Origin of the sequence: Enterobacter sp. KBR-315C3_2022 (assembly GCF_041399425.1) — a bacterium.
Classification (GTDB): Bacteria; Pseudomonadota; Gammaproteobacteria; order Enterobacterales; family Enterobacteriaceae; genus Enterobacter.
Map to the genome: position 1 here is coordinate 77,680 of NZ_JBGKEB010000014.1, position 23,188 is coordinate 100,867.

Consider the following 23,188-nt stretch of genomic DNA (forward strand, 5'->3'; position numbering starts at 1 on the left):
AAATGAGGGTATTTCCCCGGCGCCGAGGCCGGGAAATTATAGTGTGACGGGGGTCAATATTATTTAAGCCAGTCCGGCAGATCGTTAAGACCCATCGCCTGGCGGAGAAGCTGAGGCTTGACGCCGGGAAGCGTATCGGCAAGCTTCAGGCCGATATCGCGCAGCAGTTTTTTCGCCGGATTGGCCCCGGCAAACAGCTCGCGGAAGCCCTGCATGCCCGCCAGCATCATCGCCGCGCTGTGCTTGCGGCTGCGCTCGTAGCGTCGCAGGTACAAGTGCTGGCCAATGTCCTTCCCTTCGCGGTGCAGGCGACGCAGCTCTTCCACCAGCTCGGCCGCGTCCATAAAGCCGAGGTTCACGCCCTGTCCGGCCAGCGGATGAATGGTATGCGCCGCATCGCCGACCAGCGCCAGGCGGTGGGCCGCGAACTGGCGCGCGTAGCGGCCGGTCAGCGGGAACACCTGACGCTCGCTCTCCAGCTTACACAGGCCAAGGCGGTTATCAAAGGCCACGCAAAGCGCCTGATTAAAGGCTTCCGGCGTCGCGTTCTGCATCTGCTGCGCTTTTTCCGGCACCAGCGACCAGACGATCGAGCACAGGTGCGGATCGCTGAGCGGCAGGAAGGCCAGAATGCCGTCGTTGTGGAAAATCTGGCGCGCGACGCCGCCGTGCGGCTCGGCGGTGCGGATGGTGGCGACCATCGCATGATGGCGATAGTCCCAGTGCGTCAGCGGAATATCCGCCTTGCTACGCAGCCAGGAGTTTGCGCCGTCAGCGCCCACCACCAGACGCGCGGTGAGCATGTCGCCGCTTTGCAGGGTAATAAACGCCTCGTTTTCGCCCCAGGCCACCTGCTGGATCTGCGCGGGCGCCATCAGCGTCACGTCGCTGCAGGCCTGCGCTTTTTGCCACAGCGCGTGGTGAATCACCGCGTTTTCAATGATGTGGCCCAGGTGGCTGTACCCCATGCTTTCATCATCAAACGCAATGTGGCCAAAGCTGTCTTTATCCCACACTTCCATCCCGTGGTAGCAGCTGGCGCGCTGGGCGACGATATCTGACCAGACGCCAAGGCGCGTCAGCAGCTTTTCGCTGGCCGCGTTAATCGCCGATACGCGAAGCTCCGGCGGCGCATCCTGCGCGACGGGCTGGGGCAGCTTTTGCTCCAGCACGGCCACGCGCAGGCCGCTGCCCTGTAATCCGCAGGCCAGCGCCAGCCCGACCATTCCGCCACCTACAATAGCGACATCAACATTTTGCACGGTGATAACTCCTTAACGCGCGACCCAGCCAAGGGTCCGCTGCGCCAGCACGTCACGTGCCGGAATGAATAATTCCATCGCCACCAGCCCGAGGTTGCGGCCCGCCACCAGCGGCGCCCAGCGGTTGGCAAACAGATGGACTAAACCATCGGTCACGCCGATCGTCGCCTCTTTGTCGGCCTGACGGCGCTTCTGATAATGACTCAGCACCGCGTATTCGCCACAGTCTTTTTGCTCGCTCCACGCCTGCGCCAGCGTTTCCGCCAGGCTCATGACGTCGCGCAGGCCAAGGTTGAAGCCCTGCCCTGCAATCGGATGCAGGGTCTGCGCCGCGTTGCCGACCAGCGCCACGCGATGGGAGATGCACTGCGATGCGGTGGTCAGCGACAGCGGATAGACCGCGCGCTTGCCCGCATGGGTGATACGGCCGAGCCGCCAGCCAAAGGCGCGCTGCAGCTCGGCACAAAAACGTTCGTCGGACCAGGACTTCACCTCGTCGGCTTTATCCTGCGCGTGGCACCAGACCAGCGAGCAGCGCCCGTCCGACATCGGCAGCATCGCCAGCGGACCGTGCTGCGTAAAGCGCTCGAAGGCCCTGCCGCCGTGCGCCTGCGCCGTTGAGACGTTGGCAATAACGGCAACCTGGCCGTACGGCTGCTGCTGCCACGCTACGCCGCACTGCGTGCCGATGGCAGAGCGCGAACCGTCCGCGGCAACCAGAAGCTGCCCCTCAAGGACGGTGCCATTCTCCAGCGTCACGTTGACCGCGCCTTCGCTGCGGCTGAAGCTGGCGACGCGCGTCGGGCAGTGCAGCGTAACGCCCGGGGCATCCTGCAGCAGGCGGAACAGGCGCAGGCCGACGTCGTGCAGCTCAACAACCTGCCCCAATGCGTCAATGCGGTAGTCATGGGCATTCAGGGTGACAAACCCCGCGTGCCCGCGATCGCTGACGTGGACGGTATTAATCGCCGTCGCGCGATCCGCAATCGCCTGCCAGATGCCAATGCGCGCGAGGTGCTGGCAGGCTCCCTGCGCCAGGGCGATGGCGCGGGCGTCAAAGCCAGGGTGATCGGCGGCCTGAGGCGCAACGGCCTCCACCAGATGCACCGGAAGCTGGCCGTTCGTCAGCTGCGAAATCGCCAGCGCCAGCGTGGCGCCGGTCATGCCGCCGCCAACAATGATCACGCTCATACGCGCGCCGCCGCCATCAGCGCCTCGATGTCGTCCGCTTTCTTGACGACGCCCGCGGTCAGGTTTTCGTTACCCGATTCGGTGATGACGATGTCGTCCTCGATGCGAATGCCAATGCCGCGGAACTCCGGCGGGACGTCTGCGTCCGGCGCAATGTACAGCCCCGGCTCGACGGTCAACACCATGCCCGGCTCCAGCACGCGTGAACGATCGGGGCCATAGGCACCCACGTCGTGCACGTCCAGCCCCAGCCAGTGGCTCAGGCCGTGCATAAAGTACGGGCGGTGGGCGTTTTCGGTAATCAGCGTATCCACGTCGCCCTTCAGAATGCCGAGCTTCACCAGGCCGGTAATCATGATGCGCACGACTTCACCGGTCACTTCCTGAATCGAGGTGCCCGGACGGTAGAGCTTGAGTGCCGTTTCCAGCGACTCGAGCACGATGTCATACACCGCGCGCTGTGCCGGAGTGAATTTGCCGTTCACCGGGAAGGTGCGGGTAATGTCACCCGCGTAGCCCTGGTATTCACAGCCTGCGTCAATCAGCACCAGGTCGCCCTCGCGCAGCGCGCTTTCGTTTTCGGTGTAGTGCAGAATGCAGCCGTTTTCGCCGCCGCCAACGATGGTGTTGTAGGAAGGGAAGCGCGCGCCGTGGCGGTTAAACTCGTGTTGAATTTCGCCTTCGAGCTGATATTCGAACATCCCCGGGCGGCACTTTTCCATCGCGCGGGTATGCGCCAGCGCGCTGATCTCTCCGGCCCGGCGCAGCACGTTCAGCTCTTCTTCAGACTTGAACAGGCGCATCTCGTGCACCATCGGACGCCAGTCCGTCAGCGTGGCCGGGGCGGATAGATTCTGCCGCGAGCCTTTACGCAGCTTGTCGAGCGCGTTGAAGACGATCTCGTCGGCATACGCGTACTCGCCCTGAGCGTGGTAAAGCACGTCCAGACCGTTAAGCAGCTGATAGAGCTGCTGGTTGATTTCGCTGAACGCCAGCGCACGGTCAACGCCAAGCTTCGCCGGGGCCGCCTCTTGCCCGAGGCGGCGGCCGAACCAGATCTCGGCCGTCAGGTCGCGCACGCGGTTGAAGATAACGCTGTGGTTGTGGGTGTCGTTGCTCTTAATCAGGACCAGCACCGCCTCCGGCTCGTTGAAGCCGGTGAAGTACCAGAAATCGCTGCTCTGGCGATAGGGGTATTCGCTGTCGGCGCTGCGCGTGACTTCCGGCGCGGCAAAAATCAGCGCGGCGCTGCCCGGCTGCATTTGCGCCAGCAGCGCCTGGCGACGGCGCGAATACTCGTGATTTGAGATAACCATGACACCCTCCTGTGCGTTCTTGTTCTTAATGTAAGGTCGGCTTGCGGACTTCCGGCGCGGTAGGCTGCGCGCGCGTAAAGTTGTCGTGGCACAGCAGGGACGCCACGCGGACGTACTCGATGATCTCTTCGAGCGACATCTCCAGCTCTTCCTGATCTTCGTCTTCGTCGTAGCCAAGCTGCGCGATGTTGCGCAGGTCGTCGATCGCTTCGCCCGCTTCGCCGGTCACCTTATCAAGCTTAGGCTGAGTAACGCCCAGGCCCAGCAGATAGTGGTTTACCCAGCCCGCAAGCGCATCGGCGCGATCGAAGACGCTGACGTCGTCGCCTTCAGGCAGATAAAGCTGAAAAAGGAAGCCATCGTCTTCCAGCGAATCGCTGATTGCCGCGTGCATTTTTCTCAGCGCTTCCGCCAGCTCGTGACCAAACGCCAGCCCCTCGTTGGTGAGGTCGTGGATCAGCGGCTGCCAGGAGCTATCGCCGTTTCCACCGCACAGCATGCCACTGATCAGACCGTGCATTTCAGCGGGGGTTAAACCGACTCCCTGCTGGTTCAGTAACTGGTTTAAATCCTTGTAACCAGGCATTTCGTTCTGTATAGACATGAGCATTCGTCATCAAAGGGGGAAGATTCATGATATGCTACCACTTTGGACCCTGGTGATACCAGAAAAGGGCTTGTATCTTCACATCAGGGTAGCTATAGTGTCGCCCCTTCGCAGCCCCCGGGGCAGTAAGCGAAGGCCGCGCAGTCAATCAGCAGGAAGGTGGCATGTCTGCACAACCCGTCGATCTCCAGATTTTTGGCCGTTCACTGCGAGTGAATTGTCCACCTGAACAAAGGGATGCCCTGAATCAGGCTGCGGACGATTTGAATCAGCGGTTGCAAGATCTAAAAGAACGCACTAGAGTCACAAATACTGAGCAGCTGGTTTTCATCGCCGCGTTGAACATCAGCTATGAACTGACTCAGGAAAAAGCGAAGACCCGCGACTACGCGGCAAGCATGGAGCAGCGCATTAAAATGCTCCAGCAGACCATTGAACAGGCGTTGCTTGATCAAGGTCGCAATCCCGAAAGACCGGGACCAAAGTTTGAATAACACTTCGCAGTTGTCTATGGTAGAGTAACTGTGAAGACAAAATTTCTCTGAGATGTTTGCAAGCGGGCCAGTCCCCTGAGCCGATATTTCATACCACAAGAATGTGGCGCTCCATGGTTGGTGAGCATGCTCGGTTCGTCCGAGAAGCCTTAAAACTATGACGACACATTCACCTTGAACCAAGGGTTCAAGGGTTACAGCCTGCGGCGGCATCTCGGAGATTCCCTCTTTCTTCTCTACCAACGATCATGACTCAACTCCCTGAAGTTTCTCACTCGCGCCAGGAAATCCGCCAGCTTATTCGTCAGCGCCGTCGCGCATTAACTCCCGAACAGCAAACCCAATTTGCCCAGCAGGCCGCCGCCCGCATGATGGCGTATCCGCCCGTCGTGATGGCCCACACGGTTGCACTTTTTCTCTCGTTTGACGGCGAACTGGACACCCAGCCGCTTATCGAGCAGCTGTGGCGGGCGGGGAAAAAAGTCTATCTTCCCGTTTTGCATCCGTTTAGCGCGGGGAATTTGCTGTTTCTGCACTACCACCCGCACAGCGAGCTGGTGGTGAATCGTCTGAAAATCACCGAGCCTAAGCTCGACGTGCGCGACGTGCTGCCGCTTTCCGAGCTGGACGTGCTGATTACACCGCTGGTGGCGTTTGACGAACAGGGCCAGCGCCTGGGAATGGGCGGCGGTTTCTATGACAGGACGCTGCAAAACTGGCAGCAGCATGGGCTGCATCCGGTGGGGTATGCGCACGATTGTCAGGGCGTGGAGGCGTTACCGGTTGAGAAATGGGATGTGCCGCTGCCAGCGGTGGTGACGCCAGGCAAAATCTGGCTCTGGTAGAAAAAAGCCGGGTGGCGGCTGCGCCTTACCCGGCCTACATAAATCCTCGAACCTTGTAGGTCGGGTAAGCGTAAGCGCCACCCGACACCACAGACCGCTTAATCAATACAGCAGGCGCGCGCGGATCGTTCCCGGAATCGCCTTCATGCTCTGCAGCGCCTTCTCGGCGACATCTTCATCCGCTTCGATATCGATCACCACGTAGCCCATCTGCGCGTTGGTTTGCAGATACTGCGCGGCAATGTTCACGCTCTGCTCGGCAAAGATCTGGTTGATGGCGGTCAGCACGCCCGGGCGGTTTTCGTGAATGTGCAGCAGGCGACGACCACCGTGCAGCGGCAGCGAAACCTCCGGGAAGTTCACCGCCGAGAGCGTCGAACCGTTATCGGAGTATTTGCTCAGCTTGCCCGCCACTTCCAGCCCGATGTTCTCCTGCGCTTCCTGCGTCGAGCCGCCGATGTGCGGCGTCAGGATCACGTTGTCGAACTCGCACAGCGGAGAGGTAAACGGATCGCTGTTGGTTGCCGGCTCCGTCGGGAAGACGTCGATGGCCGCGCCCGCCAGATGCTTACGCTTCAGCGCGTCGCACAGGGCAGGAATGTCCACCACCGTACCGCGCGCGGCGTTGATCAGCAGCGAGCCCGGCTTCATGAGGGCAAGCTCTTCCGCCCCCATCATGTTCTTGGTCGAGGCGTTTTCCGGCACGTGCAGGCTCACCACGTCGCTCATGTTCAGGAGATCGGAAAGATGCTGAACCTGCGTGGCGTTGCCCAGCGGCAGCTTGCTTTCGATATCGTAGAAGAAGACGTGCATCCCCAGCGATTCAGCCAGAATGCCCAGCTGCGTGCCGATATGGCCGTAGCCGATGATCCCGAGCTTCTTGCCGCGCGCTTCGAACGAGCCGGACGCCAGCTTGTTCCACACGCCGCGGTGCGCTTTGGCGTTGGCTTCAGGAATGCCGCGCAGCAGCAGCAGCAGTTCGCCAATCACCAGCTCCGCCACGGAACGGGTGTTGGAGAACGGGGCGTTGAAGACCGGAATACCGCGTTTGGCGGCTGCATTCAGATCGACCTGATTGGTGCCGATGCAGAAACAGCCGATAGCCACCAGCTTTTCCGCCGCAGCGATGACATCTTCGGTCAGATGAGTACGGGATCGCAGTCCGATAAAATGGGCATCACGGATGGACGCTTTCAGCTCTTCGGTATCCAGCGCCCCTTTGTGAAATTCGATGTTGGTGTAACCTGCCGCGCGAAGGCTATCGATTGCTTTCTGGTGCACGCCTTCTACAAGCAGGAATTTAATCTTGTCTTTCTCCAGTGATACCTTTGCCATTTACCGACCCTGTTTTTTTATCTGAACTGATGTTGTGCTGGATTGAAATCCGGTCTAGCCAACATATCAAAAAAAACTATTGCAGCAATATGAACGTTTGCGTCGGCACTCTGAAGAAAAGTCATACAGAGCAAAATGGCAGAGGAAAATGCTGTGGAAATTTACGAAAGCGGCAGGATCGGCATAAGAGGCCGAAAAACGTGACACAAGTCACCAAATTTAGCGGTTCAAAATTTTTTAGCGGGGGGAGGCCTCCCCCCGTCAGATCATTTTACGATGGTTTTCACGCCGTCGGCGGTGCCGATCAGCGCCACGTCCGCGCCGCGGTTGGCGAATAGCCCCACGGTCACGACGCCCGGAATGCCGTTGATCGCATTTTCCAGCGCGACCGCGTCCAGAATCTCGAGGCCGTGAACGTCGAGGATCACGTTACCGTTGTCCGTCACCACGCCCTGACGGTATTCCGGACGACCGCCCAGCTTCACCAGCTGGCGTGCGACCGCGCTGCGCGCCATGGGAATGACTTCAACCGGCAGCGGGAAATTACCCAGAATGTCGACCTGCTTGGAAGCGTCCGCGATGCAGATGAACTTGTCCGCAACGGAGGCGATGATCTTTTCACGCGTCAGCGCCGCGCCGCCGCCCTTGATCATCTGCATATGGCCGTTGATCTCGTCCGCGCCGTCAACGTAAATGCCGAGGCGGTCAACTTCGTTCAGATCGAAAACGGTAATACCAAGGCTTTTCAGCTTTTCCGTGGAAGCATCAGAGCTGGAAACCGCGCCCTCAATTTGCCCCTTCATCGTGCCCAGGGCATCGATAAAGTGCGCCGCCGTCGACCCGGTGCCGACACCGACAATCGTTCCCGGCTGCACGTACTGGAGAGCGGCCCATCCTACTGCTTTTTTCAGTTCATCCTGCGTCATGATCGTTCTGCCTGTGGTGTGAAAACTCAGGGCGCATTATAGAACACCGGGGGTGGATTTCGTCTGTCACGAAGGGAAAATTGTGTCATAGTGCAGAATAAGTAAAATTCAGGAGTATTGACCCGCAATGAAACGTCCGGATTACAGAACATTACAGGCCCTTGATGCCGTTATTCGCGAACGCGGTTTTGAACGCGCTGCGCAGAAGCTGTGCATCACCCAATCCGCCGTATCACAGCGTATTAAGCAACTGGAAAACATGTTCGGACAGCCGCTGCTGGTGCGTACCGTGCCGCCGCGCCCAACGGAGCAGGGCCAAAAGCTTCTCGCCCTGCTGCGTCAGGTTGAACTGCTAGAAGATGAATGGCTCGGCGACGAGCAAACCGGCTCTACGCCGCTGCTGCTGTCGCTGGCGGTGAACGCCGACAGTCTGGCAACCTGGCTGCTGCCCGCGCTTGCGCCGGTGCTGGTCGACTCCCCTATTCGCCTGAACCTGCAGGTTGAAGACGAAACCCGCACCCAGGAGCGCCTGCGCCGGGGGGAAGTGGTCGGGGCGGTGAGTATTCAGCCGCAGGCGCTACCAAGCTGCCTGGTGGATCAGCTGGGCGCGCTGGACTATCTGTTCGTCGGCTCAAAGGCCTTTGCCGAGCGCTACTTCCCGAACGGCGTAACCCGCGCCGCGCTGCTGAAAGCCCCTGCCGTGGCGTTCGACCATCTGGACGATATGCATCAGGCCTTCCTGCAGCAAAACTTTGACCTGCCGCCGGGCAGCGTGCCGTGCCATATCGTCAACTCTTCTGAAGCCTTCGTGCAGCTCGCACGCCAGGGCACCACCTGCTGCATGATCCCGCATCTGCAGATTGAGAAAGAGTTGAAAAGCGGAGAGCTGATTGACCTAACGCCGGGGCTGTATCAGCGCCGGATGCTGTACTGGCACCGCTTTGCGCCGGAAAGCCGCATGATGCGCAACGTCACCGACGCGCTGCTGGCGTTTGGGCATAAGGTATTGAGGCAGGATTAATCAGAAAAAGCCGGGTGGCGGCTACGCCTTACCCGGCCTACTGGTTATTGTGCTGGTTTCGGCTGTGCTGCAACTGGCTCAAGCTGGAACACCACGTCAACCTGATCGTCGAACTGGATCGTTGGCTGCTCGTACGTTTCCTGAGCGGATACCGGCGCCGCGTCGGCCTTCATCATGCGAACCATCGGGCTTGGCTGGTAGTTAGAGACGTGGTAGCGCACGCTGTATACCGGGCCGAGCTTGCTCTTAAAGCCGGATGCCAGCTGTTCCGCCTGGTGAATAGCATCGTTAATCGCCGCTTTACGCGCTTCGTCTTTGTATTTCTCCGGTTGCGCAACGCCCAGCGAGACGGAACGAATTTCGTTCAGACCGGCCTTCAGCGCTCCGTCCAGCAGCGAGTTCAGCTTATCGAGCTGGCGCAAGGTCACTTCAACGGTACGCACCGCGCGATAGCCTTTCAGAATGCTTTTACCGTTCTGGTAATCGTAATCCGGCTGGGTACGCAGGTTCGCGGAGTTAATGTCTTTTTTCGCTACGCCGTTCTGTTCCAGGAAAGAGAGATATTGCGCAACGCGATCGTCAGCCTGCTTCTTCGCTGAGGCAGCATCTTTCGCGGCAACGTTAACTTCAATTGCCAGGGTTGCCACGTCCGGAACCGCATCCACGCTTGCCGTGCCTGAAGTGACGATGTGCGGGCCGTCAGGCAGTTCGCTCGCCTGAACCGACATTGCACCAAAACCGACTAATGCCGCCAGGGCCATCACTTTAAACTTCACTGTCATTCCTCCATGTTGCGAAGAGTGCCCACAAACAGGGCGCATGCCAGCAAGCTTAGCGCGTCTTGTCTCGTTGTCCATAAGATAACGCTTAGTTGAATAATCCCTGAACGTGCTGGATCCCGTCTTTTGCCAGCTGGAAGGCGATGAACCACATCACCAGCCCTACCAGCGTGTTAATGATGCGCTGCGCTTTCGCGGTGCGCAGCCGCGGTGCCAGCCAGGCCGCCAGAATCGCAAGACCGAAGAACCACAGGAAAGAGGCGCTAACGGTGCCTAACGCAAACCAGCGTTTTGGCTCCACGTCCAGCTGCCCGCCCAGGCTCCCCAGCACCACAAACGTATCAAGATAGACGTGCGGATTAAGCCAGGTCACCGCCAGCATAGTAACGATGATTTTCCAGCGCCCCTGCTTCATCACCTCAGCGTTTGCCAGCTCTAGGTTATTGCTCATCGCCGTTTTCAGCGCGCCGAAGCCATACCACAGCAGAAACGCGACGCCGCCCCAGGTGACGATCGCCAGCATCCACGGAGACTGCATCAGCAGCGCGCTGCCGCCGAAAATCCCGGCACAAATCAGCAGCAGATCGCTTACCGCGCACAGCAGCGCAATCATCAGGTGATACTGGCGGCGAATGCCCTGGTTCATCACGAACGCATTTTGCGGACCAAGTGGAAGGATCATGGCTGCCCCTAAGGCAAGCCCTTGAAGGTAATAAGAGAACATGACGTAAATCTCACAGAATTGTCTTTGGAGCAGACTATACGTCGAGAATTACATTAGAGGAAATGGATAATATTAATTGGTGATTAGCAGAACTTATGAAGAAAAAGCCCGGCAGCGCTAACGCTTACCGGGCCTGCGCGAAAGCGAATTATTCGACTGCTTTCTCGCGTTTGAGATTCACGTCCATCTGCGGGTACGGGAAGCTGATGCCGTTGGCGTCAAAATCACGCTTAATGCGCTCCAGCACGTCCCAGTAAACGTTTTGCAAATCGCTGCTCTTGCTCCAGATACGCACCACGAAGTTAATGGACGACGCGCCCAGATCGTTAAGACGCACGGTCTGCTCGCGATCTTTCAGAATGCGATCGTCAGAAGCAATGATATTGGTAATCAGCGATTTCACCTGATCGATGTCGGAATCATACGCCACGCTGATAATCAGCTCGTTGCGACGCACCGGCTCGCGAGAGAAGTTAATGATGTTGCCCGCGATAATTTTGCCGTTAGGGATCACCACGATACGGCCGTCAACGGTGCGCATGGTGGTGGAGAAAATCTGCACCTGAAGCACGGTCCCGGCGATGCCGCCGAGGTCAACGTATTCACCAGAGCGGAACGGACGGAAGGTCACCAGCAGCACGCCCGCGGCGAGGTTTGAAAGTGAGCCCTGCAGCGCCAGACCAATTGCCAGACCTGCCGCACCGAGCACCGCAATGACGGATGCCGTTTGCACGCCGACGCGACCCAGCGCCGCAATCAGGGTAAAGGCGATGATACCGTAGCGCACCAGCGCGGAGAGGAAGTCCGCTACCGTCGCGTCAATGTGCCGCGCAACCATAACCCGGTTAACGGCATTCGAGACGATGCGCGCCACGATCATACCGACGATGATAATCGCAATTGCCGCGACGATATTTACCGCATAACTCAGCAGCAGCGCCTGGTTGCGCACCAGCCAGGTCCCCGCATTGTTGATGCCATCTACTACACCGAGATCGTCCATTCGTTTATCCTTATGCTAAACCAAACCACAAAAATCTATCCCTCATGGAGACGGGCAGGTTAGTAAAGGGTAAACAAAAAGAGCAAGTATTGCCAAACAGATCACAAAATCAGATGTTGCAGCATGTTGAAAAACCATAAAAAAAGGCCCGCATTCGCGGGCCTTCTGATGCTGTCAGCAGCGCAAATTACAGAACGTCAACCGCGTTCAGCTCTTTGAATGCCTGCTCCAGACGAGTAATCATGGAAGACTGGGCAGCACGCAGCCACACGCGTGGATCGTAGTATTTCTTGTTCGGCTGGTCTTCGCCTTTCGGGTTGCCCAGCTGGCCCTGCAGGTAAGCTTCGTTGGTTTTGTAGTATTGCAGGATACCGTCCCAGGTTGCCCATTGGGTGTCGGTATCGATGTTCATTTTCACTACGCCGTAGCTTACGGAGTCTTTGATTTCCTGAGCAGAAGAACCGGAACCGCCGTGGAAGACGAAGTTCAGGCTGTTATGCGGCAGGTTGTGTTTCTTAGAAACGTATTCCTGAGAATCACGCAGGATGGTTGGGGTCAGAACCACGTTACCTGGCTTGTACACGCCGTGCACGTTACCGAAGGACGCCGCGATGGTGAAGCGTGGGCTGATTTTGCTCAGCTCGGTGTACGCGTAATCAACGTCTTCTGGCTGGGTGTACAGTGCAGAAGCGTCCATGTGGCTGTTGTCCACGCCGTCTTCTTCACCGCCGGTGCAACCCAGTTCGATTTCCAGGGTCATGCCGATTTTGGCCATGCGCGCCAGGTACTTAGAGCAGATTTCGATGTTTTCGTGCAGTGACTCTTCAGACAGGTCGATCATGTGAGAAGAGAACAGTGGCTTACCGGTTGCCGCGAAGTGTTTTTCACCCGCGTCCAGCAGACCGTCGATCCACGGCAGCAGTTTCTTCGCGCAGTGGTCGGTGTGCAGGATAACCGGAACACCGTAGTGCTCAGCCATCTGATGTACGTGGTGCGCACCAGAAATAGCACCCAGGATAGCCGCGCCCTGAGGAACGTCAGTTTTCACGCCTTTACCCGCGATGAACGCCGCGCCGCCGTTAGAGAACTGCACGATAACCGGTGCTTTTACTTTTGCAGCGGTTTCCAGTACGGCGTTGATGGAGTCGGTACCCACGCAGTTAACTGCTGGCAGAGCGAAGTTGTTTTCTTTAGCTACCTGGAACACTTTCTGTACGTCATCACCAGTGATAACGCCAGGTTTTACGAAATCAAAAATTTTAGACATGTTGCTTAGTCCTGTATCTTCGGCCGTTAGAAAAGGTGCGAGCTCTTAAAAGCGCGCTGAAAATTGGGCAGGTTTCCCTGCCCTTGAATGGCTTACTTCTTAGCGCGCTCTTCGAGCATTGCTACTGCTGGCAGAACTTTACCTTCCACGAATTCGAGGAATGCGCCGCCACCAGTGGAGATGTAGGAGATCTTGTCAGCGATACCGAACAGGTCGATAGCTGCCAGGGTGTCACCACCGCCTGCGATAGAGAACGCGTCGCTGTCTGCGATCGCGTTAGCAACGATTTCGGTGCCCTTACGGAAGTTAGGGAATTCGAACACGCCAACCGGGCCGTTCCACAGAATCGTTTTCGCGTTTTTCAGGATTTCTGCCAGTTTCTCTGCAGAAACGTCGCCCAGATCCAGAATCTGCTCTTCATCTTTGATGTCGTTAACAGATTTCAGCGTCGCTGCCGCAGTTTCAGAGAATTCGGTCGCTACGCGAACGTCAGTTGGAACTGGGATATCGCAGGTGCTCAGCAGGCGTTTCGCTTCGTCAACCAGGTCTGCTTCGTACAGGGATTTACCGACGTTGTGGCCTTGAGCAGCAACGAAGGTGTTCGCGATACCACCGCCCACGATCAGCTGGTCAGCGATTTTAGACAGGGAATCCAGAACGGTCAGTTTGGTAGACACTTTAGAACCACCAACGATAGCCACCATTGGACGAGCAGGTTCTTTCAGTGCTTTACCCAGCGCTTCCAGTTCGTCAGCCAGCAGAGGACCTGCACAGGCTACGTCGGCAAATTTACCGATACCGTGGGTGGAAGCCTGCGCGCGGTGTGCAGTACCGAAGGCATCCATAACGAATACGTCGCACAGGGCAGCGTATTTTTTGGACAGCGCTTCGTCGTCTTTCTTCTCGCCTTTGTTGAAGCGAACGTTTTCCAGAACAACCAGCTCACCGGCAGCCACTTCAACGCCGTCCAGGTAATCTTTAACCAGACGAACCGGGTTAGACAGTTTGTCTTTCAGGTAATTAACAACCGGCAGCAGGGAGAACTCTTCGTTGTACTCACCTTCGGTTGGACGGCCCAGGTGGGAGGTTACCATCACTTTAGCACCCTGCTTCAGCGCCAGTTCAATGGTTGGCAGAGAAGCACGAATACGCGCGTCGCTGGTCACTTTGCCATCTTTAACCGGTACGTTCAGATCGGCACGGATGAAAACGCGTTTACCTGCCAGATCCAGATCGGTCATCTTAATTACAGACATGGTGAATCCTCTCGTTGATTCTTGATAAAGTCTTGAAGACGCACGCTGCGTCTTACCTGAAACCTTTTGCGGCCATTGCTAACGTGGTGTCGAGCATTCGGTTAGCAAAGCCCCATTCGTTATCACACCAGACCAGCGTCTTGATAAGGTGTGCACCACTCACGCGCGTTTGTGTGCCATCGACAATGGCGCTGTGCGGGTCGTGGTTAAAATCTACTGAGACCAACGGTAATTCCGTATAGTCAACTATACCATGAAATGCACCCTGTGCCGCTTTTTGCAGCAACATGTTGACTTCACAGGCTTTTACCGGTTTCTTCACGGTAACGCTGAGGTCGATTGCGGTGACGTTAATCGTAGGAACGCGCACGGCAATCGCTTCAAAGCGGTCGTTAAACTGCGGGAAAATACGGGTGATCCCCGCAGCGAGTTTGGTATCAACCGGAATGATGGACTGGCTCGCCGCGCGAGTGCGTCGCAGGTCCGGGTGATAGGCGTCGATAACCTGCTGATCGTGCATGGCGGAGTGGATCGTGGTTACGGTGCCGGACTCTATGCCATACGCATCGTCTAACAGTTTAATGACCGGAATAATGCAGTTGGTGGTGCAGGAGGCGTTGGAGACGATGCGGTGTTCGGCCTGAAGCTCAAGGTGGTTTACGCCGTAAACGACGGTAGCGTCGAGGTCGTGACTGCCGGGATGGGAGAACAGCACTTTTTTCGCCCCGGCGGCCAGATGCGCTTCACCGTGTTCGCGGTTGCCATACGCGCCGGTACAGTCAAGCACCACGTCCACGCCCAGTTCACGCCACGGCAGCTCTTCTATGCCGGGCTCGTGCAGCACGCGAATCACATCGTCACCGACAAAAAGCTGGTCTCTTTCCTGGCGAACATCCCAGGCAAAGCGCCCATGGCTGGTGTCATATTTCAACAAATGCGCCATGCCCGTAGCATCCGCCAGTTCATTGATTGCCACCACGGTGATTTCCGCACGACGCCCGGATTCATACAAAGCACGAACCACGTTGCGCCCGATGCGGCCGAAGCCATTAATCGCTACGCGTACGGTCATAGATCTCCTGCAACGCTTTCCCTGAATGTGAGGTGGCTGAAAGAGTAATCCAGCGACGCCCGAAGGGGAATGCCTGCCTGTCACAAACTGCGATTGATTGGTCATTTGTCGAACATTTAATCGACTGAAACGCTTCAGCAAGAATAAGCGAATCGGGGAATAAAAGGAATGTCTGTCCAGACCAATAAGACAGCTATATGACTTGCGTCACATTTTTGGTGGAATAATTTACAGTGCCGTTACAGGAATCAGGAATAGCAGATACAAAAAAGCCGGGCGGCGCTTGCGCTTACCCGGCCTACATTTTAGCGCCGTTTGCAGGCCCGGTAAGCGCAAGCGCCACCGGGCAAAACGGTGATTACAGCAGTTCTTTCGCCTTAGCGACAACGTTCTCAACGGTGAAGCCAAACTCTTCGAACAGCAGCTCTGCCGGAGCAGACTCACCGAAGGTGGTCATGCCGACGATCGCGCCGTTCAGGCCCACGTATTTGAACCAGTAGTCAGCGATACCCGCTTCAACCGCCACGCGAGCGGAAACCGCTTTCGGCAGCACGGATTCACGGTAGGCTGCATCCTGCTTGTCGAATGCGTCGGTAGACGGCATGGAGACCACGCGCGCCTTCACGCCTTCGGCAGTCAGTTTTTCCCACGCGGCCACCGCCAGCTCAACTTCAGAACCGGTGGCGATGAAGATCAGCTCTGGCTGACCCGCGCAGTCTTTCAGCACGTAGCCGCCGCGAGCGACGTTAGCCAGCTGCTCTTCAGTACGCTCCTGCTGCGCCAGGTTCTGACGGGAGAGGATCAGCGCGGTTGGGCCGTCGTGACGCTCAACGCCGTATTTCCACGCCACCGCGGATTCCACCTGGTCACACGGACGCCAGGTAGACATGTTCGGGGTTACGCGCAGGGAAGCCACCTGCTCTACCGGCTGGTGAGTTGGGCCGTCTTCGCCCAGACCGATGGAGTCGTGGGTGTAGACCATCACCTGACGCTGTTTCATCAGCGCGGCCATACGCACGGCGTTACGCGCGTATTCAACGAACATCAGGAAGGTAGAGGTGTACGGCAGGAAACCGCCGTGCAGGGAGATACCGTTGGCAATGGCGGTCATACCAAACTCACGCACGCCGTAATGGATATAGTTACCCGCGGTGTCTTCGTTGATTGGCTTAGAACCGGACCACAGGGTCAGGTTAGACGGCGCCAGGTCAGCGGAGCCGCCGAGGAACTCAGGCAGCAGAGGACCGAACGCTTCAATTGCATTCTGAGACGCTTTACGGCTGGCGATCTTAGACGGGTTCGCCTGCAGCTTAGCGATGAATTCGTTCGCTTTCGCGTCGAAGTCAGACGGCATTTCACCCTTCATACGACGGGTAAACTCTGCCGCTTCCTGAGGGAAGGCTTTCGCGTAGGCAGCGAACTTCTCGTTCCACGCAGACTCTTTCGCCTGGCCCACTTCTTTCGCATCCCACTGGGCATAGATTTCAGAAGGGATTTCGAAGGCAGGATATTTCCAGCCAAGCGCTTCTCGAGTCAGCGCAATTTCAGCGTCGCCCAGCGGCGCGCCGTGGGAGTCGTGCGTACCGGCTTTGTTCGGAGAACCGAAGCCAATGATGGTTTTGCACATCAGCAGGGAAGGTTTGTCAGTGACCGCACGCGCTTCTTCTACCGCACGTTTAATCGAGTCAGCATCGTGGCCGTCAACGCCGCGCACGACGTGCCAGCCGTAGGCTTCAAAGCGAGCCGCGGTGTCGTCCGTGAACCAGCCTTCAACGTGGCCGTCGATGGAGATACCGTTGTCGTCATAGAACGCCACCAGCTTGCCGAGCTTCAGGGTGCCGGCCAGGGAGCACACTTCGTGAGAAATGCCTTCCATCATGCAGCCGTCGCCCATGAAGGCGTAGGTGAAGTGGTCAACGATGTCGTGGCCAGGACGGTTAAACTGCGCTGCCAGCGTCTTCTCGGCAATCGCCATACCCACGGCGTTCGCAATGCCCTGACCCAGCGGGCCGGTGGTGGTTTCAACGCCCGCGGTGTAACCCACTTCCGGGTGACCTGGAGTTTTAGAGTGAAGCTGACGGAAGTTTTTCAGCTCGTCGATCGGCAGATCGTAGCCGGTGAGGTGCAGCAGGCTATAGATGAGCATAGAGCCGTGGCCGTTGGACAGCACGAAGCGGTCGCGGTCAGCCCATGCCGGGTTCTGCGGGTTGTGGTTCATGAAATCACGCCACAGGACTTCGGCGATATCAGCCATGCCCATAGGGGCGCCCGGGTGACCGGATTTGGCTTTTTGTACTGCGTCCATGCTCAGCGCACGAATAGCATTTGCAAGCTCTTTACGTGAGGACATTTTAACTCCAGATCGGACTGTTAAAGGCCATGCCCTTGACGACAGCGCGTTTTGGGCTACGCCGGAAAAAAGTGCCAACAATGTAACCCAAGCCGCAGGGCATGTACATGGACCATTCTTTTGCTGATTAAGAAATCTCTGGATCATGCTCGCATGTTGCGCAATCTGCTCGCCCGGCCCTGTGGATATTCTTTATACTTACGCCACACCGGCTTCGCTTGCGGTGATTTTCGGATTTCATTCAGTTTAACGGGTACGGAAGCAACTTCATGAAAATGCGTGCAATTGTGCTGGCTCTGGGAACCACTCTCCTGCTGAGCGGCTGTCAGAATATGGATTCTAACGGCCTGATGTCCTCAGGCGCGGAAGCTTTTCAGGCCTACTCCCTGAGCGACGCGCAGGTCATCGCCCTGAGCGATCAGGCCTGTAAAGAGATGGACGCGAAAGCCACCCTCGCGCCGGCTAACAGTACCTACACGCAGCGTCTGAATAAGATTGCTTCCGCGCTGGGCGACAACATCAACGGCCAGGCGGTGAACTACAAGGTTTACGTGGCGAAAGACGTGAACGCCTTTGCGATGGCAAACGGCTGTATCCGCGTCTACAGCGGCCTGATGGACATGATGACCGACAACGAAGTTGAAGCGGTTATCGGCCATGAAATGGGCCACGTCGCGCTCGGCCACGTCAAGAAAGGGATGCAGGTTGCGCTCGGCACCAACGCCGTCCGCGCAGCGGCGGCCTCTGCGGGCGGCATCGTCGGCAGCCTGTCCCAGTCGCAGATTGGCGACATGGGCGAGAAGCTGGTCAACTCCCAGTTCTCGCAGCGTCAGGAATCGGAGGCCGATGACTACTCCTACGATCTGTTGCGCAAACGCGGCATCAATCCATCCGGCCTGGCCACCAGCTTTGAAAAGCTGGCGAAGCTGGAAGAAGGTCGCCAAAGCTCCATGTTTGACGATCACCCGGCCTCCGTTGAGCGCGCGCAGCATATTCGCGACCGAATGGCCGCCGACGGAATTAAATAATGTTGGAAGGAGGCATATTTGCCTCCTTTTTATTTCGCATCAATTGTTAACTTAACCGCACGTATCGATAACGCCTCTGCAAACCCCGCCATATCGGCCTTCGCACCTTGAAACGTCTGGTCACATAATTATTGCAAACGTTACTTTTTCCAGTAATTATTCCTTCGCAGCAATTCAATTTAATATAATCCAGACAGAGACGTTCCCTCCGTGAAAAAAGAATTATCGTTAATTGCATTAGGCTTATTTTCCGCATTACCCGCCGTTGCCAGCCAGCAGTCAGACAGCCAGGGTTTTATTGACGATAGCCATTTAGATCTGTTCTTACGCAATGCGTATATCAGCCGTGATTACCATCAGGGCCAGCAGGATAAAGCCGAATGGGGTCAGGGCATCGTCGCTACCTTTGAATCCGGCTACACCGAAGGGCTAATCGGTTTTGGCGTCGACGGCATTGCCCAGTACGGCGTGCGCCTTGACGGCGGCCGCGGCAAGAGCGGCGCGGGCGGCATCGACTTCTTTAAGCAGGAAGACGACGGGCGCGCAAAATCAGACCTCGCAAAGTTTGGCGCAACGGCCAAAATGCGCATCTCCAACACCGTGCTGAGCTACGGCAACCAGCGTCCCGCGCTGCCGATTGTAACGGCCGACAGCTCGCGCCTGCTGTATGAAAGCTACACCGGCACGCTGCTGACGTCGAAAGAGATCGACGGCCTCGAGGTTAACGCCGGTTACTTTACGGACGAGCAGCGCAAAAGCGACGACCGCCACGACAGCGGGCTAAAAAGCCTGACCTTCGGCGGGGCGAGCTACCAGTTCAACGACCAGTTCAGCGGCGCGCTGTATGCCTCTCACAACGAAGAGGTCATGAACAAGCAGTACCTGGGCATGAACTTCAAACAGCCGTTTAGCACCGGGCAGCAGCTGATCCTCGACTTCAACGGCTACAACTCCCGGCTGGATCAGGGCTACGCAGACAGCCTCGATACCGGGCGCAGCAACACCATCTGGAGCCTGGCGGCCAGCTACATCTGGGACATTCACACCTTTAAGGTGGCGTATCAGCAGAGCAGCGGCAGCACCGGCTACAACTACGGCGGCTATCGCGATCGCGGCGGCGTCGGTGACGGCGGCAACACCATCTGGCTGGCGAACTCCTACTGGTCTGATTTTAACGCGGAAGACGAACGCTCCTGGCAGGCGTCCTACGGCCTGGACTTCGGCGGCCTTGGCCTGCCGGGCCTGAGCTGGACCACCGCCTACGTGCGCGGCGACAACATCAAGACCGCGGAAACCAGCAACGGCAAAGAGCACGAGTGGTTTAACCAGATCCAGTACAAGGTGCAGGACGGCCCGGCGAAAGACCTGACGCTGCGCCTGCGCTACTCCGTGCTGCGCGTCTCCAGCAACGCCAGCGACTACAACGTCGGCGGCGACGAGATCCGCGCCTACGTGGAGTATCCGTTTAACGTGTTCTGATTTTATCCCCTCACCCTAACCCTCTCCCCAAAGGGGCGAGGGGACTTAAAACACCCTCTCCCCTTTGGGGAGAGGGCTGGGGTGAGGGGAACAATCCGCACCTCAATACAGCGATTTCTGCGGCGGCCCGGCGAACTTCAGCGCGCCAATCTGCCCCATCCGCACCTCCACCACCGACGGCCCCGGCATCGCCAGCGCTTCGGTCATCACGGCGTCAAAATCCTCCGCCCGCTCCACGCTCCAGGCCTGCAGCCCTATCGCCTGCGCCAGCAGCGTAAAGTCCGGCGTGTGCAGTTCGTTAAAATACTGGCGACCGCCGAAATACTTATCCTGAATGCCGCGCATCACGCCGTAGCCCCCGTCGTTCATGATCAGCAGCGTAACGTTGGCTTTCTCCTGCGCCAGCGTTGCCAGCTCGCCCAGGTTCAGGCTCAGGCCGCCGTCGCCCACCAGCCCCACCACCTTACGCTGCGGGTTGGCAATCGCGGTGCCGATAGCCATCGGCAGGCCCATGCCAATCGCCCCCGCCAGGGAGTGAATGTTCATCAGCGGGCCGTTGGCGCGGAACAGGCGGCTGCCCCACAGGCTGCCGGAGACGGTGATGTCGCGCACCAGCAGGCCGTCCTGCGGCAGCGCCTTTTCAATCGCATCGTTGAGCTTCGCATACGCCCCGCACTGTTCGCGCAGCCCGCGATCGGCGCTCGCCACGGCATCGGCGACCTGCGCATCCCACTGGGCGCTGCCCCACTCGCGCCCCTGCGCTTTTTCAGCCAGCGCGGTCAGCAGCGCGGAACAGTCGGCAATGAGCGTACCGTCCATCAGATAGTTACGGCTTGCCGCCGCCGGGTCGATATCAATCTGCACGCGCGGGTGCGGCAGCTCGAGCGTCCAGGAGCGGGTTTCGTTGCTGCGCAGGCGCGAGCCCGCCACCAGCGTGAAGTCGCATTTTGCGATAAGCGCTTCGACGGACGGCGAGTTGTGAAACGCCCGCAGGCTGGCGCGATGGGCGTCCGGCAGCACGCCGCGCGCGTGGGTGCTGGAAATCACCGTCACGCCCGCGTCCGCCAGCCGCTTCACCGCGTCAGCGCTTCCCAGCGCCCCGCCGCCGAGCCACAGCAGCGGCTGTTTCGCCTGCTTCAGCTGCGCCCACAGCGCGTCGACGGCATCAGCATCAGCGGGTGAGGCCGCAGGCGCTTTCAGCGCCGCCGTCACCAGCGATGCCGGGATTTTTGCCCCCTGAATATCAATCGGGATCTCGACCGACACCGGGCCGCACGGCGGCGTCTGCGCCTCCTGTATCGCCTTGTGTAAAATCGCGATCGCCTGATTCGGGCTGCTGATGCGGTACGCCCGCTTTGAGCTGGCCTTGAGGAAGGTCAGCTGATCGCGGGTTTCGTGAATAAACCCGGCGTCGGCGTCCAGCCACGCCTTTTCGACCTGGCCGGTCAGATGCAGCAGCGGCGTGCAGGCGTTCATCGCCTCCACCAGCGCGCCGACGGCGTTGCCCGCCCCCGCGCCGGTGCTGGTCAGCGCCACGCCGAGGCCCGAAAAGCGCCCGTGGGCGTCGGCCATGGTGACGGAACCCGCTTCGCCGCGCGCGGGCACAAAGCGGATGTTGCCGCGCTGCCCCACCGCATCGGCGATCGGCAGGTTGTGAATGGAGATGACGCCGTAGATGGCCTCAACCTGATACTGCTCCAGCGTTCTGGCGATGGCGTCGCCGACGGTTATCATTTCGCTCATTGCTCACCCTTTCTCAGTCGCACCAGTGGTTGACGCTATTACCCGTCGCCAGATAAATGCTCTTTTGCTGCATCCAGGCTTTTAACCCCTGAATGCCCTTTTCGCGGCCCAGACCGCTCTCCTTAAAGCCCCCGAACGGGGTCGAAATCGCAAACACTTTGTAGGTGTTGATCCACACCGTGCCCGCTTCCAGTTGCTCGCTCAGGCGCAGCGCGCGCCCAACGTCGCGCGTCCAGATGCCCGCCGCCAGGCCGTATACCGAGTCGTTGGCCTCGCGCACAAGCGCCGCCTCATCGCGAAACGGCATCGCCACCAGCACCGGGCCGAAGATCTCCTCCTGACAGGCGCGGGCGGTGTTGCTCAGTCCTTCAATAATCGTCGGCAGGAAGAAGCTGCCGTTCGCCAGAGCCGGATCGGCCGGGATCTCCCCGCCGCACAGCACGCGGCCCCCTTCGCGCTTCGCCAGCTCGACGTACTCCATGACGCTCTGGCGGTGCTTCTCGTTAATCAGCGGCCCGACGTGAACGCCCTCGGCAAACGGATGCCCGACGCGCAGGCCGCGGGTAAGTTCCAGCAGCCGCGCCATCAGCGGCGCGTAAAGGCTCTGGTGAATGAACAGGCGCGATCCGGCGATGCACGCCTGCCCCGCCGAGCTGAAAATGCCGTAGCAAATGCCGCGCGCGGCCTGCTCCACGTCCGCATCCTCCAGTACGATGGTTGGGGATTTCCCGCCCAGCTCCAGCGATGCCGGGATCAGCTTTTCCGCCGCCACGTGCGCCAGATGGCGACCGGTGGTGGTGCCGCCGGTAAAGGAAATTTTTCGCACGCGAGGGTGGCGCGCCAGCGCGTCGCCAATCACCGAGCCTTTGCCCGGCAGGATGCTCAGCAGCCCGGCGGGCAGCCCGGCCTGTTCGAAAATCCGCGCCAGCTCCAGCGCCATCAGCGGCGTCGCTTCGGCGGGCTTGAGGATCACCGCGTTACCGGCAGCAATGGCCGGCGCGACCTTCTGCATCTCGCTGGCAATCGGCGAGTTCCACGGCGTGATGGCGGCCACCACGCCGAGCGGCTCGTAGCGGCTCAGCGTCAGCAAATCGGGCTGGCGCGGCGTTGGAAGCTCACCCTCCAGCAGCTCGCAGGCGGCGGCAAAGTAGCGTGCCGTTCCCGCCGCGCTCATCACCAGCCCGCGCGATTCCGCCAGCGGTTTGCCGTTATCGCGACTCTGCATCTGCGCCAGTTCATCCACGCGGGACTCAATCAGATCGGCAACCTTATGCAGGATCTTCGCCCGGACGTGCGGCAGGCAGCCGCGCCACGCCGGATCGCGCCAGGCGCGCTCGCCGGCTTCAATGGCGACTTCCAGATCGTCGAGGCTTGCCGCGTTCAGCGCAGCGTTGATCGACCCGTCAGCCGGGAAGTGGCTCTGCATCGGGCTGCCGCTGCCGTGTCGCCACTGGCCGCCGATAAAAATCTTCAGATCGTCCATCGTCACT

20 protein-coding genes and 1 other RNA gene are annotated in these 23,188 nt (G+C 58.7%); 6 read left to right on the plus strand and 15 right to left on the minus strand.

Features of this window, described 5'->3' with window-relative positions; genetic code table 11:
• Window positions 1-59: 59 nt before the first annotated feature.
• From ubiI to AB8804_RS15640, 4 genes are read right to left on the minus strand one after another with little or no spacing between them, the layout of a single operon-like run.
• The gene (gene ubiI / locus AB8804_RS15625; RefSeq protein ID WP_371187717.1) at window positions 60-1,262 is read right to left on the minus strand and encodes an FAD-dependent 2-octaprenylphenol hydroxylase; all 1,203 of its coding nucleotides are present in this window, start codon (window positions 1,260-1,262) and stop codon (window positions 60-62) included.
• 12 nt (window positions 1,263-1,274) lie between these two features.
• Window positions 1,275-2,453: a 2-octaprenyl-6-methoxyphenyl hydroxylase gene (ubiH, locus tag AB8804_RS15630; protein WP_371187719.1), complete on the minus strand. Its 1,179-nt coding sequence runs from the start codon at window positions 2,451-2,453 to the stop codon at window positions 1,275-1,277.
• Window positions 2,450-3,769 carry a Xaa-Pro aminopeptidase gene (gene pepP, locus AB8804_RS15635; RefSeq protein ID WP_371187721.1) on the minus strand — a complete coding sequence of 440 codons (1,320 nt, stop codon included), beginning with the start codon at window positions 3,767-3,769 and terminating at the stop codon, window positions 2,450-2,452. The genes ubiH and pepP overlap by 4 nt, the downstream gene beginning before the upstream one ends.
• A 25-nt stretch (window positions 3,770-3,794) precedes the next feature.
• On the minus strand, window positions 3,795-4,373 hold the full coding sequence (locus AB8804_RS15640; protein ID WP_371187723.1) for a YecA family protein: 579 nt from the start codon (window positions 4,371-4,373) through the stop codon (window positions 3,795-3,797).
• A gap of 167 nt (window positions 4,374-4,540) precedes the next feature.
• Between AB8804_RS15640 and zapA the strand changes: the two genes are divergently transcribed.
• The 3 genes from zapA to AB8804_RS15655 all read left to right on the plus strand — a co-directional run bounded on the left by zapA (window position 4,541) and on the right by AB8804_RS15655 (window position 5,715).
• Window positions 4,541-4,870, plus strand: coding sequence for a cell division protein ZapA (gene zapA, locus AB8804_RS15645; protein WP_006811891.1), 330 nt, complete (start codon window positions 4,541-4,543; stop codon window positions 4,868-4,870).
• Between the two features lie 41 nt (window positions 4,871-4,911).
• Window positions 4,912-5,095: non-coding RNA, 6S RNA (gene ssrS / locus AB8804_RS15650), on the plus strand.
• Window positions 5,096-5,118: 23 nt separating this feature from the next.
• Window positions 5,119-5,715, plus strand: a complete 597-nt coding sequence (locus AB8804_RS15655; protein WP_371187728.1) for a 5-formyltetrahydrofolate cyclo-ligase — start codon at window positions 5,119-5,121, stop codon at window positions 5,713-5,715.
• A 102-nt stretch (window positions 5,716-5,817) separates the two neighbouring features.
• Here AB8804_RS15655 and serA read toward each other — a convergent pair whose 3' ends face one another.
• Complete coding sequence (gene serA / locus AB8804_RS15660) at window positions 5,818-7,050, minus strand: phosphoglycerate dehydrogenase (RefSeq protein ID WP_371187730.1); 1,233 nt, start codon at window positions 7,048-7,050, stop codon at window positions 5,818-5,820.
• Window positions 7,051-7,316: 266 nt separating this feature from the next.
• Complete coding sequence (gene rpiA / locus AB8804_RS15665) at window positions 7,317-7,976, minus strand: ribose-5-phosphate isomerase RpiA (protein WP_047355196.1); 660 nt, start codon at window positions 7,974-7,976, stop codon at window positions 7,317-7,319.
• A gap of 127 nt (window positions 7,977-8,103) precedes the next feature.
• Between rpiA and argP the strand changes: the two genes are divergently transcribed.
• Window positions 8,104-8,997 (plus strand): DNA-binding transcriptional regulator ArgP, encoded by an 894-nt coding sequence (gene argP / locus AB8804_RS15670; RefSeq protein ID WP_112009805.1) that lies wholly within the window; start codon window positions 8,104-8,106, stop codon window positions 8,995-8,997.
• Window positions 8,998-9,041: 44 nt separating this feature from the next.
• Here argP and AB8804_RS15675 read toward each other — a convergent pair whose 3' ends face one another.
• The 7 genes from AB8804_RS15675 to tkt form a co-directional block, all read right to left on the minus strand.
• Window positions 9,042-9,773, minus strand: a complete 732-nt coding sequence (locus AB8804_RS15675) for an oxidative stress defense protein (RefSeq protein ID WP_371187778.1) — start codon at window positions 9,771-9,773, stop codon at window positions 9,042-9,044.
• 91 nt (window positions 9,774-9,864) lie between these two features.
• Window positions 9,865-10,500: an arginine exporter ArgO gene (gene argO / locus AB8804_RS15680; protein ID WP_371187733.1), complete on the minus strand. Its 636-nt coding sequence runs from the start codon at window positions 10,498-10,500 to the stop codon at window positions 9,865-9,867.
• 148 nt (window positions 10,501-10,648) lie between these two features.
• Window positions 10,649-11,503 (minus strand): small-conductance mechanosensitive channel MscS, encoded by an 855-nt coding sequence (gene mscS, locus AB8804_RS15685; protein ID WP_371187735.1) that lies wholly within the window; start codon window positions 11,501-11,503, stop codon window positions 10,649-10,651.
• 187 nt (window positions 11,504-11,690) lie between these two features.
• Complete coding sequence (gene fbaA, locus AB8804_RS15690; protein WP_112009809.1) at window positions 11,691-12,770, minus strand: class II fructose-bisphosphate aldolase; 1,080 nt, start codon at window positions 12,768-12,770, stop codon at window positions 11,691-11,693.
• Window positions 12,771-12,862: 92 nt separating this feature from the next.
• Window positions 12,863-14,026: a phosphoglycerate kinase gene (gene pgk / locus AB8804_RS15695; RefSeq protein ID WP_371187737.1), complete on the minus strand. Its 1,164-nt coding sequence runs from the start codon at window positions 14,024-14,026 to the stop codon at window positions 12,863-12,865.
• A 52-nt stretch (window positions 14,027-14,078) separates the two neighbouring features.
• Window positions 14,079-15,098: an erythrose-4-phosphate dehydrogenase gene (gene epd, locus AB8804_RS15700; protein ID WP_371187739.1), complete on the minus strand. Its 1,020-nt coding sequence runs from the start codon at window positions 15,096-15,098 to the stop codon at window positions 14,079-14,081.
• Window positions 15,099-15,456: 358 nt separating this feature from the next.
• Window positions 15,457-17,448 (minus strand): transketolase, encoded by a 1,992-nt coding sequence (gene tkt, locus AB8804_RS15705; protein WP_371187741.1) that lies wholly within the window; start codon window positions 17,446-17,448, stop codon window positions 15,457-15,459.
• Between the two features lie 269 nt (window positions 17,449-17,717).
• On the opposite strand from tkt, the gene AB8804_RS15710 reads away from it, so the two are divergent.
• Window positions 17,718-18,476: a M48 family metallopeptidase gene (locus tag AB8804_RS15710; RefSeq protein ID WP_371187743.1), complete on the plus strand. Its 759-nt coding sequence runs from the start codon at window positions 17,718-17,720 to the stop codon at window positions 18,474-18,476.
• A gap of 210 nt (window positions 18,477-18,686) precedes the next feature.
• On the plus strand, window positions 18,687-19,955 hold the full coding sequence (locus AB8804_RS15715) for an OprD family outer membrane porin (RefSeq protein WP_371187745.1): 1,269 nt from the start codon (window positions 18,687-18,689) through the stop codon (window positions 19,953-19,955).
• 102 nt (window positions 19,956-20,057) lie between these two features.
• Here AB8804_RS15715 and AB8804_RS15720 read toward each other — a convergent pair whose 3' ends face one another.
• Window positions 20,058-21,698 (minus strand): thiamine pyrophosphate-binding protein, encoded by a 1,641-nt coding sequence (locus AB8804_RS15720; RefSeq protein WP_371187747.1) that lies wholly within the window; start codon window positions 21,696-21,698, stop codon window positions 20,058-20,060.
• Window positions 21,699-21,711: 13 nt separating this feature from the next.
• Complete coding sequence (locus tag AB8804_RS15725) at window positions 21,712-23,181, minus strand: aldehyde dehydrogenase (RefSeq protein ID WP_371187749.1); 1,470 nt, start codon at window positions 23,179-23,181, stop codon at window positions 21,712-21,714.
• Window positions 23,182-23,188: the final 7 nt, after the last annotated feature.